Origin of the sequence: Pseudomonas putida (assembly GCF_025905425.1) — a bacterium.
GTDB lineage: Bacteria > Pseudomonadota > Gammaproteobacteria > Pseudomonadales > Pseudomonadaceae > Aquipseudomonas > Aquipseudomonas putida_AF.
Map to the genome: position 1 here is coordinate 3,850,236 of NZ_CP109603.1, position 15,630 is coordinate 3,865,865.

Consider the following 15,630-nt stretch of genomic DNA (forward strand, 5'->3'; position numbering starts at 1 on the left):
TTAATTCCTGTAGATTTGGGCGAAACAGACGCCCCTCGCCACATTCCAGACAATGTGGGTTTCGTTATGTAAAGGAAAGCCGGCAGGACGTTGACTGGTGCACCTGCCTGCTCTCCTGGCTATCAGTTAAAGGTCGCGAAGCGCGATCTCACTCCTGATACGTTCCAACACCTGCTCGATGGACAACTCGGTAGAGTCCAACTGAATGGCATCAGCCGCTGGTTTCAGCGGGGCCACTGCACGTTGGGTGTCACGCTCATCGCGTGCACGAATCTCATCCAGCAGACTCGACAGACTAACATCTTCGCCCTTGCCCTTCAACTGCAGGTAACGGCGACGTGCCCGCTCCTCCGCACTGGCGGTGAGAAACACCTTCAAAGGCGCGTCCGGGAACACCACGGTACCCATGTCGCGACCATCGGCGATCAGGCCCGGCGCTTCGCGGAATGCGCGCTGGCGCATCAGCAAGGCATCGCGCACGGCAGGCAGCGAAGCCACCATCGAGGCGCCCGCACCGACGGTTTCGGTACGGATGACGTTACTGACGTCCTCGCCTTCGAGGATGATTTGTTGCAGCTTACCGGGCTCAGCCGCGATGAACTGCACATCCAGATGGGCGGCAAGCTGCTTGAGCAGCTCTTCGTTGGTCAGGTCGACGCCGTGATTGCTGGCATTGAAGGCCAGCAAACGATAAAGCGCGCCGGAATCCAGCAACCGCCAGCCCAGCTCGCGGGCCAGCAGGCCGGCAACCGTGCCTTTACCCGAGCCGCTTGGCCCGTCGATGGTGATGACTGGCGCCTGGGCACTCACGACTTGCCCTCTTCAGCCACACGAATGCCGACCTCGGCGCACAGCGCCAGGAAGTTGGGGAACGAGGTGGCGACGTTGGCGCAGTCATGGATGCGGATCGGCGCACTGGCGCGCAGCGAGGCAACGCTGAACGCCATGGCGATACGGTGATCACCGTGGCCATGCACCTCACCGCCGCCGATCTGGCCACCGTCGATGATGATGCCATCCGGGGTCGGTTCGCACTTCACGCCCAGGCTGATCAGGCCATCGGCCATCACCTGGATGCGGTCGGATTCCTTGACCCGCAACTCCTCAGCCCCGCGCAGCACGGTGCGCCCTTCGGCACAGGCAGCAGCAACGAACAGCACCGGGAATTCGTCGATAGCCAGCGGCACCAGGTGCTCAGGGATGTCGATACCCTTGAGCTGGGCGCCGCGCACACGCAGGTCGGCCACAGGTTCGCCGCCGACTTCACGCTGGTTCTCCAGGGTGATGTCGCCGCCCATCAGGCGCAGGATGTCAATGACGCCGGTACGGGTCGGGTTGATGCCGACATGCTCAAGCACCAGCTCCGAGCCTTGGGCGATCGAGGCCGCCACCAGGAAGAACGCCGCCGACGAGATGTCGGCCGGCACTTCGATGCGGGTTGCAGTGAGCTTGCCGCCGGACTGCAGCGAAGCCACCGGGCCGTTGGACTCGACCGAATAACCAAAGCCGCGCAGCATGCGCTCGGTGTGATCACGGGTCGGCGCAGGCTCGGTGACCGTGGTCTTGCCTTCGGCATACAGGCCAGCCAGCAGCAGGCAGGATTTGACCTGGGCACTGGCCATCGGCAGCGTGTAGGTGAGCGCCTCGAGCGGATGGCCACCGCGAATGGTCAGCGGCGGACGGCCTTCAGGGCCGGTCTCGACCACTGCACCCATTTCGCGCAGCGGGTTGGCCACACGGTTCATCGGGCGCTTGGACAGCGAGGCGTCACCGGTCATGGTCACGTCGAACGACTGACCGGCCAGCAGGCCGGAGAGCAGGCGCATCGAGGTGCCGGAGTTACCCACGTAGATTGGCCCAGGTGGCGGCTTGAGGCCGTGCAGGCCGACGCCGTGGATGGTCACGCGACCGTGGTTCGGGCCTTCGATGACCACCCCCATGTCACGGAAAGCCTGCAAGGTCGCCAGCGCATCCTCACCTTCAAGGAAGCCTTCGACCTCGGTCGTGCCTTCGGCCAGCGAGCCGAGCATGATCGAGCGGTGGGAAATCGACTTGTCGCCCGGTACGCGGATTCGCCCGGACAGGCGGCCACCCGGTTGGGCCAGGAAAATCAGATCGTTGGCGTTCATAGCGTCCACATAGGCCCGGCGGGCCAGGATTTTACTGAAATGCTCGCGGGCAACACGCGCGCGGGTGAACACACCCAGCAGCTGGTGCCCGTCCCCTGCATCGATCGCGTCGCGCAAGGCGTCGAGATCGCTGCGATATGTATCTAACGTGCGCAGGACAGCTTCGCGGTTGGCGAGGAAGATGTCGTGCCACATGGTCGGGTCGCTGCCAGCGATTCTCGTGAAATCGCGGAAGCCTCCCGCAGCGTACCGGAAGATCTCGAGGTTTTCATTGCGCTTGGCCAGCGAATCGACCAGGCCGAAGGCCAGCAGGTGTGGCAGATGGCTGGTGGCGGCCAGCACTTCGTCGTGCCGCTCGACCGGCATGTGCTCGACATCGGCATCCAATGCACGCCACAGGCGGTCGACCTTGGCCAAGGCGTCCGGGTCGGTTTCCGGCAGCGGCGTGAGAATGACCTTGTGGCGGCGGAACAGGGTGGCATTGGAGGCCTCTACCCCGCTTTGCTCGGAACCGGCGATCGGGTGACCGGGAACGAAGCGCGACAGGCGCGCACCAAAGACCTCGCGCGCGGCACGCACCACATTGCCCTTGGCGCTGCCGACGTCAGTGATGACAGCATCACCGAGGTCGAGCTGGGCCAGGCGTGCAAGGAGTTTTTCCATGGCCAGGATGGGTACGGCCAGCTGGATAACGTCGGCACCGACACAGGCGGCGGCAAGGTCTTCTTCGCAGCGATCGACCACACCCAGGGCCACGGCCTGCTTGCGCGAAGGGGCATCCAGATCGACACCGACCACTTCGCGGCACAGGCCGCTTTCGCGCAGGCCCTTGGCAAAGGAGCCGCCGATCAGGCCCAGGCCTACGACGACGAGGCGACCGATGAGCGGTGCGGGTTTGGTTATTACTGCATCTACCACTTGTGCGAACCCTGTTCAGAAATCAAGACAGTCTTTGAGACCGCAAGGGCTGCTGCGTACCCCTTCGCGGGGCAAGCCCGCTCCCACAGGTACAACAATGCCCCTGTGGGAGCGGGCTTGCCCCGCGAAGGGGTGCGCAGCAGCCCCAGCGGCCTTCAGTCAAAGCACCGCCTTCGGATAAGACCCCAACACCTTCAGCCCCACAGCCTCCTGGCTGATCGCCTCCAGCACCGCCTTGATCAGCGGGTCACGGTGGTGACCAACGAAGTCAATGAAGAACACGTAGGTCCACTTGCCGCTGCGCGACGGACGGGTCTCGATGCGGGTGAGGTCGATACCGTTCTCGTGGAACGGCACCAACAGCTCGTGCAAGGCACCCGGCTTGTTGCTCATCGAGACGATGATCGAAGTCTTGTCGTCGCCGGTCGGTGGCACTTCCTGGCTGCCGATCATCAAGAAGCGCGTCGAGTTGTCCGGGCGGTCTTCGATCTTCTCGGCCAGACGGGTCAGGCCGTACAGGTTTGCCGCCATGTCGCCGGCGATCGCTGCCGAATTCCATTCACCCTTGACCCGTTTGGCCGCCTCGGCGTTGCTCGAAACCGCGACACGCTCGACGTTCGGGTAATGCGCATCCAGCCACTTGCGGCACTGGGCCAGGGACTGGGCGTGGGAGTAGATGCGGGTGATGCTGTCGGTCTTGGTGTTCTCGCCCACCAGCAAATGGTGGTGGATGCGCAGCTCGACCTCACCGCAAATCACCATATCGTGTTCGAGGAAGCTATCCAGGGTGTGGCTGACCGCACCCTCGGTGGAGTTTTCCACCGGCACCACGCCGAAGTTGACGGCACCGGCCGCCACTTCGCGGAACACTTCGTCGATGGCCGCCATCGGGCGGCTGATCACGGCATGGCCGAAGTGCTTCATCGCTGCTGCCTGGGTGAAGGTACCTTCAGGCCCCAGGTAGGCGATTTTCAGCGGCTCTTCCAGGGCCAGGCAGGACGACATGATCTCGCGGAACAGCCGCGCCATCTCTTCGTTGCCCAGCGGCCCCTTGTTGCGCTCCATCACCCGCTTGAGCACGGCTGCTTCACGCTCAGGGCGATAGAACACCGGCTTTTCACCCTCGGCGAGCGAGGCGGTCTTGACCCTGGCCACTTCCTGGGCGCAACGGGCACGCTCGCTGATCAGCTCGAGGATCTTCTCGTCGAGGCTGTCGATGCGTACGCGCAGCGCCTTGAGCTCGTGTTCGGACATCAGCCGTGCTCCTTCTCGAATTCGGCCATGTAGCCAACCAGCGCTTCAACCGCCTCCAGGCCCAGGGCGTTGTAGATCGAGGCACGCATGCCGCCGACCGAGCGATGGCCCTTGAGGTTGAGCAAGCCACGGGCGTCGGCACCGGCCAGGAAGGCCTTGTCCAGGCGCTCGTCGGCCAGGCGGAACGGCACGTTCATCCACGACCGGGCGTTGAGGCTGATCGGGTTGGTGTAGAAGTCGCTGGCATCGATGAAGCTGTACAGGCGGTCTTTCTTGGCGCGGTTGCGCTGCTCCATGGCCTCGACGCCGCCCTGCTCCTTGAGCCACTCGAAGACCAGGCCCGAGAGGTACCAGGAATAAGTAGCCGGGGTGTTGTACATCGAGCCGTTGTCAGCCGAGACCTTGTAGTCGAGCATGGTCGGGCAGCTGCTGCGGGCATGGCCCAGCAGGTCTTCGCGAACGATCACCACCACCAAGCCGCTTGGGCCGATGTTCTTCTGCGCGCCGGCGTAGATCAGGCCGAACTGCGACACGTCGATCGGGCGGGAGAGGATGTCGGACGACATGTCGACCACCAGCGGAACATCACCGGTCTCTGGCACCCAGTCGAACTGCAGGCCACCAATGGTCTCGTTAGACGCATAGTGAACGTAGGCTGCGTTCTTGGTCAGGTTCCAGTCATTCTGCCCCGGGATGGCCAGGTAGTCGTAGAGCTTGGCGCTGGCGGCAACATTGATATTGCCGAAACGACGCCCTTCCTCGATGGCCTTCTTCGACCAGATACCGGTCTCGATATAGTCGGCGGTACCGTTTTCCGGCAGCAGGTTCAGCGGAATTTCAGCGAACTGCTGGCTGGCGCCGCCCTGCAGGAACAGGACCTTGTAGTTGGAGGGGACGGACAGCAGGTCACGCAGGTCCTGCTCGGCCTTCTCGGCGATGGCCACGTAATCGTCGCTGCGATGGCTCATTTCCATCACCGACAAACCCTTGCCACGCCAGTCCAGCATTTCGGCCTGGGCGCGCTGCAGGACAGCGTCAGGAAGCGCGGCAGGGCCTGCGCAGAAGTTAAAGGCTCGTTTGCTCACATCCACTCTCGCTCTAATAGATCTAAACAGCTAGTTCTGCGGGAACCCTGTGGGAGCGGGCTTGCCCCGCGAACACCGGCGAAGCCGGTGCCAAACACCGCGCCGCCTGGTCACGGGCAAGCCCGCTCCCACAGGGCCAGGCATTGCCCGGCCTAATCAGTCAAACGGGGCGACCTTGGTCGCCCCGTTCGGGTTTACGCTTGCTTACTCCTGCGGGGCCTCTTCGGCACCCGCAGCGTCTTCATTGTCTGGCGCTTCAGCCTCGACGCCCTCCTCGTCCGTCTCGATCACCTCATCGAGCTCGTCCTCGGATGGCTCCTGGATACGCTCCAGGCCTACCAGCGTTTCGTCAGCCGCCAGCTTGATCAGCGTCACACCCTGGGTGTTACGGCTCAGGCTGGAAACTTCGCCAACCCGTGTCCGCACCAAGGTGCCCTGGTCCGAGATGAGCATGATCTCTTCGCCTTCCTGGACCTGGATGGCACCGATCAACAGACCGTTGCGACCCTTGGTACCCATCGCGATCACGCCCTGACCACCACGGCCGCGACGCGGGAACTTGGACAGCGGCGTACGCTTGCCGAAGCCACGCTCGGAGGCGGTGAGGATCTGCGCGCCGGATTCCGGGATCAGCATCGAAATGATCTGCTGCCCCTTGCCCAGCTTCATGCCGCGCACACCACGGGCGGTACGGCCCATTTCGCGCACCACGCTCTCGGCGAAGCGGATCACCTTGCCGGCGTCGGAGAACATCATGACTTCTTTGGCACCATCGGTGATGGCCGCAGCAATCAGGGTGTCGCCTTCTTTTAGCTTCAGGGCGATCAGGCCGTTGGAGCGCGGACGGGCGAACTGCACCAGCGGGGTTTTCTTGACGGTACCGGACGCAGTCGCCATGAAGATGTACGCGCCAGTCGGCTCTGCCACCCACTCTGGGGTGTCGCCGTCTTCTTCGTCGACTTCTTCGACCTCTACCACTTCACCTTCGATCACACCCTCGTCGCCGTCTTCCAGCTCTTCATCCGGATCGGCGCTTTGCTGCAAGGCTTCGAGGTCGATCTGCAGCATGGCGGTGATGCGCTCACCTTCCTCCAGCGGCAGCAGGTTGACCAACGGGCGGCCACGGGCGGCACGGGAGGCCTCGGGGATCTCGTAGGTCTTCTTCCAGTACACCTTGCCCTTGCTGGAGAACAGCAACAGGGTGGCGTGACTGTTGGCGACCAACAGGTGCTCGATGTAGTCCTCGTCCTTCACGCCAGTCGCCGACTTGCCCTTGCCGCCACGGCGCTGGGCCTGGTAGGCGGACAGCGGCTGGGTCTTGGCGTAGCCACCGTGGGAGATGGTCACCACGCGCTCTTCTTCCGGGATCATGTCGCCGTAGTTGAGGTCATGGCTGGCGTTGAGGATTTCGGTACGGCGAACATCGCCGTATTCGGCGCGGATCGCTTCAAGCTCTTCGCGGATCACTTCCATCAGGCGCTCGGCGCTGCTGAGGATGCGGATCAGTTCGCCGATCTGCTCGAGAATTTCCTGGTACTCGGCCAGCAGCTTCTCATGCTCCAGGCCAGTCAGGCGGTGCAGACGCAGGTCGAGGATCGCCTGGGCCTGTTCCGGCGACAGGTAATACTTGCCGTCGCGCAGGCCGTATTGCTCTGGCAGGTCTTCAGGGCGGCAGGAATCGGCGCCTGCGCGCTCGACCATGACCTGCACGGCGCTGGATTCCCAGGCAGTGGCAATCAACGCTTCCCTGGCTTCCGATGGCGTCGGCGAGGCCTTGATCAGGGCGATGACCGGGTCGATGTTGGACAGCGCAACCGCCTGACCTTCAAGGATGTGGCCACGTTCGCGGGCCTTGCGCAGCTCGAACACGGTACGGCGCGTGACCACTTCACGACGGTGACGGACGAACGCTTCGAGCAGGTCCTTGAGGTTGAGCAGACGCGGGCGACCATCGATCAGCGCCACGACGTTGATACCGAACACGCTCTGCAGCTGGGTTTGCTGGTAGAGGTTGTTGAGCACCACCTCCGGCACCTCGCCGCGACGCAGCTCGATGACGATGCGCATACCGTCCTTGTCGGACTCATCGCGCAGCTCGGTGATGCCTTCGATCTTCTTCTCTTTGACCAGCTCGGCGATCTTCTCGATCAGACGCGCCTTGTTCAGCTGGTACGGCAGCTCGGTGACGACGATCTGCTGACGGCCACCGACCTTGTCGATGTCTTCGATCTCGGAGCGGGCGCGCATGTAGATGCGGCCACGGCCGGTACGGTAGGCCTCGATGATGCCCTGACGGCCATTGATGATACCGGCAGTCGGGAAGTCCGGCCCAGGGATGAACTGCATCAGTTCATCGATGGTGACTTCCGGGTTGTCGATCAGCGCCAGGCAGCCATCGATGACTTCACCGAGGTTGTGCGGCGGAATGTTGGTCGCCATGCCCACGGCGATACCGCTGGAGCCGTTGACCAGCAGGTTGGGGATCCGGGTCGGCATGACCGCCGGGATCTGCTCGGTGCCGTCATAGTTGGGCACCCAGTCGACGGTCTCTTTGTGCAGGTCGGCCAGCAGCTCGTGGGCCAGCTTGGACATGCGCACTTCGGTGTATCGCATGGCCGCGGCGTTGTCGCCGTCGACCGAACCGAAGTTGCCCTGACCATCGACCAGCAGGTAGCGCAGCGAGAACGGCTGGGCCATACGCACGATGGTGTCGTAGACCGCAGTGTCGCCGTGCGGGTGGTACTTACCGATCACGTCACCGACCACACGGGCGGACTTCTTGTACGGTTTGTTCCAGTCGTTGCCCAGTTCGCTCATCGCATAGAGAACGCGACGATGCACGGGCTTCAAGCCGTCACGTGCATCGGGCAGCGCTCGCCCGACAATCACGCTCATCGCGTAGTCGAGGTAAGACTGTCTCAGTTCGTCTTCGATATTGACCGGGAGGATTTCTTTGGCCAGTTCGCCCATGAGAAGCCTGATTCCTTTTTCTGGTGAAACTTCGCAGCGCCATCAAGGGCCGAACGAAGCTCGCCGCCGCGACGCGCAGTGGTGCGACGACTTACGACAAATCAATGAGTTGTGCCATGGATCTGCGCAAATTTGGCCGCCGTGATGGGCGGTCTTGGAAACTGCCGGATGTTATCACAAAGGCGGTGCTGGTGGGGAGATGTGTAGGAGCGGCCTAGCCGGGCGCCGGACCGGTCGGAAAGGGGCGCGCAGCGGCCCCAGGATTTGTGTTGCGACATAGATTGCTGGGGCCTTGCGCGCCCCTTTCCGACCGGTCCGGCGCCCCGGCAAGGCCGCTCCTACAGAAATCAATGCAAACGCTTGCGACACATCAGCTGGGCCAGCTTGGCGGCATCCGGGCGCTCGACCACGCCCCTTTCGGTCACGATCACGTCGATCAGGTCAGCCGGGGTCACGTCGAATACCGGGTTGAATACCTCGACATCCGGCGCCACACGGGTTCCGGCGTAATCCAGCAGCTCGTCAGCATCGCGCTCTTCGAGCGGAATGTCCTCGCCCGTGGCCAGGTTAAGGTCGATGCTGGTGCTCGGCGCCACCACCATAAAGCGCACACCGTGGTGCATGGCACTGACCGCCAGCTGGTAAGTGCCGATCTTACTGGCCACATCGCCATTGGCGGCGATGCAGTCGGCACCGACCACCACCCAGGTAATGCCTTTGCTCTTCATCAAGTGGGCCAGGGCCGAATCGGCACACAGGGTCACCGGAATACCTTCGTTGGCCAGCTCCCAGGCGGTCAGGCGCGCGCCTTGGAGCCAGGGCCGGGTTTCGCCGGCGTACACGCGTTCGACCATGCCCTCCAGGTACCCCGCGCGGATCACCCCCAGCGCAGTGCCAAAACCGCCGCTGGCCAGGGCACCGGCATTGCCGTAGGTAAGCAGGGTCTGGGCATTGCCCTGATGACGGCGAATCAGTTCGATGCCGTGCTGGGCCATGGTCAGGTTGGCTTCGCGATCGCTTTCATGGATCGCCACCGCCTCGGCCTCCAGCATCGCCAGCACGTCGTCTTCCGGGCGCAGACGCTGCAGGCGCTCGCGCATGCGGTTCAGTGCCCAGAACAGGTTGGCAGCGGTGGGGCGCGCCTCGGCCAGGCTGAGGAAGTCTTCTTCCAGGTCCAGCTCCCAGTCGCCACCCTCGGCCAGGCGCTCTTCCAGGGCCAGGACCAGGCCGTAGGCCGCGGCAATGCCGATGGCCGAAGCGCCACGTACGGCCATGTCACGGATCGCGGCCACTACCTGCGCGACATTGTCGCAGGCCAGCCAAACCTCCTGCGACGGCAGCAGACGCTGGTCGAGCAGATGCAGGACGCCGCCTTGCCAGCGGATCGCGGTCACCTTCTCCGCCGCCAAAAGTCGCTCGCGCATCGCCTCTCCCCGTCGTTCGGATATCAAAAGCCGGCGATTATAGCGACCCTCGGCCTTGAGCGCTCGGGTATACTCCGGCCCAATTTAGCGAAGTTTCAGAGGACTCTTAAATGAGCAACGTCGACCACGCCGAAATTGCCAAGTTCGAAGCCTTGGCCCACCGCTGGTGGGACCGTGAAAGCGAGTTCAAGCCGCTGCATGAAATCAACCCGTTGCGCGTCAACTGGATCGACGAGCGGGTCGGCCTGGCTGGCAAGAAGGTACTGGACGTAGGTTGCGGTGGCGGCATTCTCAGCGAATCCATGGCCCTGCGCGGCGCCACGGTGACCGGCATCGACATGGGCGAGGCACCGCTGGCGGTTGCCCAACTGCACCAGCTGGAATCCGGCGTCGAAGTGGAGTACCGGCAGATCACCGCCGAAGCCCTGGCCGAAGAGATGCCCGAGCAGTTCGACGTGGTCACCTGCCTGGAAATGCTCGAACACGTCCCTGACCCGTCGTCGGTGATCCGTGCCTGCTACCGCATGGTCAAGCCTGGCGGGCAGGTGTTCTTCTCGACCATCAACCGCAACCCCAAGGCCTACCTGCTGGCCATCGTCGGCGCCGAGTACATCCTCAAGATGCTGCCGCGCGGCACCCACGACTTCAAGAAGTTCATCCGCCCCTCGGAGCTTGGCGCCTGGAGCCGCGCTGCCGGCCTTGAAGTCAAGGACATCATTGGCCTGACCTACAACCCGCTGACCAAGCACTACAAGCTCTGCGGCGATGTGGACGTCAACTACATGATCCAGACCCTGCGCGAGGAATGAGCATGCGTTTGCGAGCAGTACTCTTCGACATGGACGGCACCCTGCTCGACACGGCGCCGGACTTCATCGCCATCTGCCAGGCCATGCTTGCCGAACGCGGCTTGCCAGCAATCGACGACAACCTGATTCGTGGGGTGATTTCCGGCGGTGCCCGTGCCATGGTCGCCGTCACCTTTGCCATGGACCCGGAGGCCGAAGGCTTCGAGGCCCTGCGCCTGGAGTTTCTGGAGCGCTACCAGCGCGACTGCGCGGTGCACAGCAAGCTGTTCGACGGCATGGCCGAGCTCTTGGCCGACATCGAGAAAGGCAATCTGCTGTGGGGCGTGGTCACCAACAAGCCAGTGCGCTTCGCTGAGCCGATCATGCAGCGCCTGGGCCTGGCCGAGCGTTCGGCACTGTTGATCTGCCCGGACCACGTGAAGAACAGCAAGCCTGACCCCGAGCCGCTGATCCTGGCCTGCAAGACGCTGAACCTGGACCCGGCCAGCGTATTGTTCGTCGGCGACGACCTGCGCGACATTGAGTCTGGCCGCGACGCCGGCACCCGCACGGCGGCGGTGCGCTACGGCTATATTCATCCAGAAGACAACCCGAACAACTGGGGTGCCGACGTGGTGGTGGACCACCCGCTGGAACTGCGCAAGGTGATCGACAGCGCGCTGTGCGGCTGCTGATCGAGACCTGGAGTCAGCAGGGCCTGTGGGAGCGGGCTTGCCCCGCGAACACGGGCGAAGCCCGTGCCATCCTCCGCGCCGCCTGCTTCGCGGGGCAAGCCCGCTCCCACAAGGAACGGCACAGCCCAATGAACAAGGGAAAAATCTGATGTTCGACTACACCGCCCGTCCCGACCTGCTGCAAGGCCGGGTCATCCTGATCACCGGTGCCGGCCGCGGCATCGGTGCCGCTGCCGCCAAGGCCTACGCTGCACTGGGTGCCACCGTGCTGCTGCTGGGCAAGACCGAGGCCAACCTCAACGAGGTCTACGACCAGATCGAGGCCGCCGGGCACCCACAACCGGTGGTCATCCCGTTCAACCTGGAAACCGCCCTGCCCCACCAGTACGACGAGCTGGCGGTCATGATCGAAGACCAGTTCGGGCGCCTCGACGGCTTGCTCAACAACGCCTCGATCATCGGCCCGCGCACACCCCTGGAGCAGTTGTCGGGTGACAACTTCATGCGTGTGATGCACATCAACGTCGATGCCACCTTCATGCTCACCAGCACCCTGCTACCGCTGCTCAAGCTGTCGGAGGATGCCTCAGTGGTGTTCACCTCCAGCAGTGTCGGGCGTAAAGGCCGGGCCTACTGGGGTGCCTACGGTGTCTCGAAGTTCGCCACCGAAGGCCTGATGCAGACCTTGGCCGACGAATTGGAAGGGGTTGCGCCGGTGCGCTCGAACAGCATCAACCCAGGCGCCACGCGCACGGCGATGCGGGCCCAGGCCTACCCCAGCGAGAACCCGCTGAACAACCCGCTGCCTGAGGAGATCTTGCCAGTGTACCTGTACCTGATGGGGCCGGACAGTACCGGGGTGAATGGGCAGGCGTTCAACGCGCAGTGATTTGTGGGTTGCCGGTGCTGGCCTCTTCACGGGCAAGCCCGCCCCCACAGGATTTGCACGATGCCAAAAGGCAGTGACAACCCTGTGGGAGCGGGCCCGCCAAGAGGCCGGTACCGGTGAACCCTCAGCCAGCTACCAACGCCGGCCGCACCCGCCCCTGCTGACGCCCCTCCAGCTGCATGCAGCGTTCCAGAAACAGGTACATGCAGTCGTAACTCTTGCAGATCGCCCGGCGCAATTCGGTACGCAGCCCCAGCGTCGGGTTCTCCCCCGCCAAGGTACAGATGATTTCCAGCGCTTCCCACGGATGCGCATCGTCATACTGCGCATGCATTTTCAGCCACTTCATGGCGCGCTTGCGCTGATCCTCAGGGAAGCCCATGGCGTAGGTGTCACTCGCGCACACCACCGCCGACCATTCTCCGGTCGCGCCTTCGATGGCGTAGTTGGTGGCCGCCATGGAAATCGCCAGGTTCTCGGTGGCGCACACCCGCCAGCACCAGTCATTGAGCCCGTTCAACTCAGGCGGCACTTCCTGAGCCTGCAGCTGGTGCAAATGAACGCCATGGGCATGACACCAATGCACCCAGTAGTCGGCATGGTTGAGTTCGACGCGGATGTTGCGCATCAACCAGCGCCGCGCCATGTCTTCGCCAGGGTGCCGGCCATAGCGGGTTTTGGTCAGGTTGTGGGCCATGTACAGCGAGAATTGCTCGACCACCGGCCAGCCACCGATCAGGTACTGACGAATGGTCGAGGGTTTGAGCTGACCATCGCGCAGGCGTTCGTAAAGCTCATGCTCCACCACCCGGCGCTTGCTCTCACGGCACTCTTCAATCAGTTGCTGGGCCCATTGAGGGTAACTGGCGGGGTCCATCAATGGCCCGATACGAACGAATGCATCAATCACTTTGAGCTCCTTGATCCTTGTGATTTTTCGGACGTTTTGTGTCAGCGAAAGCCGCTGTCTAGCTAGCGAAACGTGCCAGGTGCCCGTTGCAACAGAGGCCTTGCGGCGATCCGCTGGCGCTGCAGACTGTCACAGGTGAACACCTGAGGGCGCTCGATCAGATAGCCCTGGGCGTAATCCACACCGATTTCCTGCAGGGCCTGCTCGATCAAAGGGGTTTCGACAAACTCGGCAATGGTCCGTTTACCCATCACATGGCCGATATGGTTGATGACCTCGACCATGGCTCGATTGATCGGATCATCTAGCATGTCTTTGACGAAACTGCCGTCGATCTTCAGAAAATCCACAGGTAAATGCTTCAAATAGGCGAACGACGACATGCCGGCACAGAAGTCGTCGAGCGAGAACCGGCAACCCAGCCCTTTCAGCTCATTGATAAAGCGAATGGCACTGCCAAGGTTGGCAATGGCGCTGGTTTCGGTGATCTCGAAACAGATCATCCGCGGCGGGATAGCGTACTCGACGAACAAGCGCTGCAGGTACTCGAGGAACTTGTCGTCACCGATACTCGACCCCGACAAGTTGATCGCGCACATGGACAGCGGGCCTTCACGCCCTTCGTCCAGGCACTGGCGAATGACCTGAAACACATTGCGCACCACCCAGCGGTCGAGGGCGGTCATCAAGCCATAGCGCTCGGCTGCCGGGATGAAACTGCTGGGCAGGATGGTACGGCCGCTCTCGTCATGCAGGCGCAGCAGGATCTCGATATGGCCAGGGCCTTCGATGACCTTCAGTGCGGCGATTTCCTGGGCATACAGGCAGAAGCGGTTTTCTTCCAGCGCCACATGCAAGCGCTGGATCCAGGCCATCTCGCCAAAGCGCATGGACAGCTCGCTGTCGTCGGCGTGATACACCTGAACCCGGTTGCGGCCTTTTTCCTTGGCCATGTAGCAGGCCATGTCGGCAGCACGCAACGAGGCTTCCAGCGTGGCGGGGGCCTGCGCTAGGTTCACCAGGCCAATGCTCACGGTGGTGACGAACGGCCGCCCCTTCCACACAAAATGCAGGCTCTGAACCATCTGACGCAACTGCTCGGCAATACGCTCGGCCTGATCCGGCGGGCAGTTTTCCAGCAGCACGCCGAATTCGTCACCGCCCAGCCGAGCCAGGGTATCGCCTTCGCGCAGGCCCGACTGCAACACGGCGCAGATATGGCGTAGCAGCTCATCGCCGGCGGCATGGCCACAGGTGTCATTGACCAGCTTGAACTGGTCCAGGTCCAGAAACATCAACGAATGCCGCCCAGCCTGGCGCGCCAGGCCATTGAGCGCTTGTTCCAGGCGGTACTCGAATTCGCGGCGGTTGGCCAGGCCGGTCAAGGCATCATGGGTCGCCTGCCAGGACAGGTTGGCGATGTACTGGCGCTCCTGGGTCATGTCGTGCAGCACCAGCACGATACCGCTGACCTGCCCGTCATTGAGAATGGGCGACCCCACCAGGTTGATCGACACGGTGCTGCCATCCAGGCGCTGGATCAGCCTGGCGTGCTCGGCGCCGCCCCTCAGACTGCCACTGAGCACCTGCTCGACCAAGCTTCGGCCATCCTCTTCGGCCTGCTCGTCCACCAGGCTGAATAACGCGGAAAGCGAAAGGCCCTGGGCCTGGCCCGCCTGCCAGTGGGTAAGCTGTTCGGCGGCCGGGTTCATATAGCCGATGCAACCCTCTACATCGGCGGTAATGACCGCATCGCCAATCGCCTGCAAGGTGATCTGCGCCCGCTCCTTTTCTTCTTGCAGGGCATTGGCGAACGCCTGGCGCTGCGCCAGCAGCTTGCTGGAACGGCGCCAGGCGATGGTGATGAGAAACAGCGCGGTGAGCAGGTTGGTGATCATTAGCACCCGCAGCACCATGCGCGACCCCTCTCCCAGCGCATCGCTGAAGGCCTTGGCGGCCGGGGTGACACCTTCGTTGATGGTGACGATGCGGGCCTGCCAATCGGCGATCGTGCGGTCATCGACCTGGCCACGGGCAAACCCTTTGCGCATTTCACCCGCAAGCACGTCCAGCTGGCCCAGGTACCTGTCGCCAATGTCCCAATAGTCGATGGCCGTCTGCATGTAGCTGATGCTGCGGAAATTGCGATAAAACCAGATGATGCGTTCGACGTCGTCGGGGTGGTTGCCGCCTTGCAGCACGGCTTCGCGTGCGGCGTTCAGGTCGGGGTTGGGCTGATCGAGCACCACGCGCAGTTGATGATCGCCGCGGGGCACGGTGATGGCCTGGCGGTAGCGCTGGTACGTGCCCTCATCGCGGTTGTCGGCGTATAGGTTGAGGTAGTAGATGGCATCCTTTTGAGCCTTGGACCACAAGCTCTCGCCCGCCACATAAGCCCGCACCGCCGATAGCGTATAAAGGCTGAGACTGCCCAGCGCCGCCTGGAAAACCACGACGGCGATGAAGGGCCAGATGATACCGAGCAGCTTCGGCGCTTCTAGAGTGCGATGTCCCTTCATGGATTCCCTGTCACAGAGCAGATAAGGCTCGAATCAACCCAGACAAGCA

At 62.9% G+C, this 15,630-nt stretch carries 11 protein-coding genes; 3 read left to right on the top strand and 8 right to left on the bottom strand.

Features of this window, described 5'->3' with window-relative positions:
• Positions 1-126 precede the first annotated feature (126 nt).
• The 6 genes from cmk to mtnA form a co-directional block, all read right to left on the bottom strand.
• Positions 127-810, bottom strand: a complete 684-nt coding sequence (gene cmk / locus OGV19_RS17160) for a (d)CMP kinase (protein WP_264309842.1) — start codon at positions 808-810, stop codon at positions 127-129.
• Positions 807-3,047, bottom strand: coding sequence for a bifunctional prephenate dehydrogenase/3-phosphoshikimate 1-carboxyvinyltransferase (locus OGV19_RS17165; protein WP_264309843.1), 2,241 nt, complete (start codon positions 3,045-3,047; stop codon positions 807-809). The genes cmk and OGV19_RS17165 overlap by 4 nt, the downstream gene beginning before the upstream one ends.
• A gap of 159 nt (positions 3,048-3,206) precedes the next feature.
• Positions 3,207-4,301: a prephenate dehydratase gene (gene pheA, locus OGV19_RS17170; RefSeq protein WP_264309844.1), complete on the bottom strand. Its 1,095-nt coding sequence runs from the start codon at positions 4,299-4,301 to the stop codon at positions 3,207-3,209.
• The gene (gene serC / locus OGV19_RS17175; protein ID WP_264309845.1) at positions 4,301-5,386 is read right to left on the bottom strand and encodes a 3-phosphoserine/phosphohydroxythreonine transaminase; all 1,086 of its coding nucleotides are present in this window, start codon (positions 5,384-5,386) and stop codon (positions 4,301-4,303) included. Before serC ends, pheA begins: the two co-directional genes overlap by 1 nt.
• 204 nt (positions 5,387-5,590) lie before the next feature.
• Positions 5,591-8,356, bottom strand: a complete 2,766-nt coding sequence (gyrA, locus tag OGV19_RS17180) for a DNA gyrase subunit A (protein ID WP_264309846.1) — start codon at positions 8,354-8,356, stop codon at positions 5,591-5,593.
• 347 nt (positions 8,357-8,703) lie between these two features.
• Positions 8,704-9,780, bottom strand: a complete 1,077-nt coding sequence (mtnA, locus tag OGV19_RS17185; protein ID WP_264309847.1) for an S-methyl-5-thioribose-1-phosphate isomerase — start codon at positions 9,778-9,780, stop codon at positions 8,704-8,706.
• Positions 9,781-9,890: 110 nt separating this feature from the next.
• Between mtnA and ubiG the strand changes: the two genes are divergently transcribed.
• From ubiG to OGV19_RS17200, 3 genes are all read left to right on the top strand, one after another.
• On the top strand, positions 9,891-10,589 hold the full coding sequence (ubiG, locus tag OGV19_RS17190; RefSeq protein ID WP_264309848.1) for a bifunctional 2-polyprenyl-6-hydroxyphenol methylase/3-demethylubiquinol 3-O-methyltransferase UbiG: 699 nt from the start codon (positions 9,891-9,893) through the stop codon (positions 10,587-10,589).
• Between the two features lie 2 nt (positions 10,590-10,591).
• Positions 10,592-11,263 (top strand): N-acetylmuramic acid 6-phosphate phosphatase MupP, encoded by a 672-nt coding sequence (gene mupP / locus OGV19_RS17195; protein ID WP_264309849.1) that lies wholly within the window; start codon positions 10,592-10,594, stop codon positions 11,261-11,263.
• A 148-nt stretch (positions 11,264-11,411) separates the two neighbouring features.
• Complete coding sequence (locus tag OGV19_RS17200; protein ID WP_264309850.1) at positions 11,412-12,152, top strand: YciK family oxidoreductase; 741 nt, start codon at positions 11,412-11,414, stop codon at positions 12,150-12,152.
• A 124-nt stretch (positions 12,153-12,276) separates the two neighbouring features.
• Here OGV19_RS17200 and OGV19_RS17205 read toward each other — a convergent pair whose 3' ends face one another.
• A complete protein-coding gene (locus OGV19_RS17205) occupies positions 12,277-13,062 on the bottom strand; it encodes an iron-containing redox enzyme family protein (protein ID WP_264309851.1) in 786 nt (261 codons plus the stop codon).
• 62 nt (positions 13,063-13,124) lie between these two features.
• A complete protein-coding gene (locus OGV19_RS17210) occupies positions 13,125-15,581 on the bottom strand; it encodes an EAL domain-containing protein (RefSeq protein WP_264309852.1) in 2,457 nt (818 codons plus the stop codon).
• Positions 15,582-15,630: the final 49 nt, after the last annotated feature.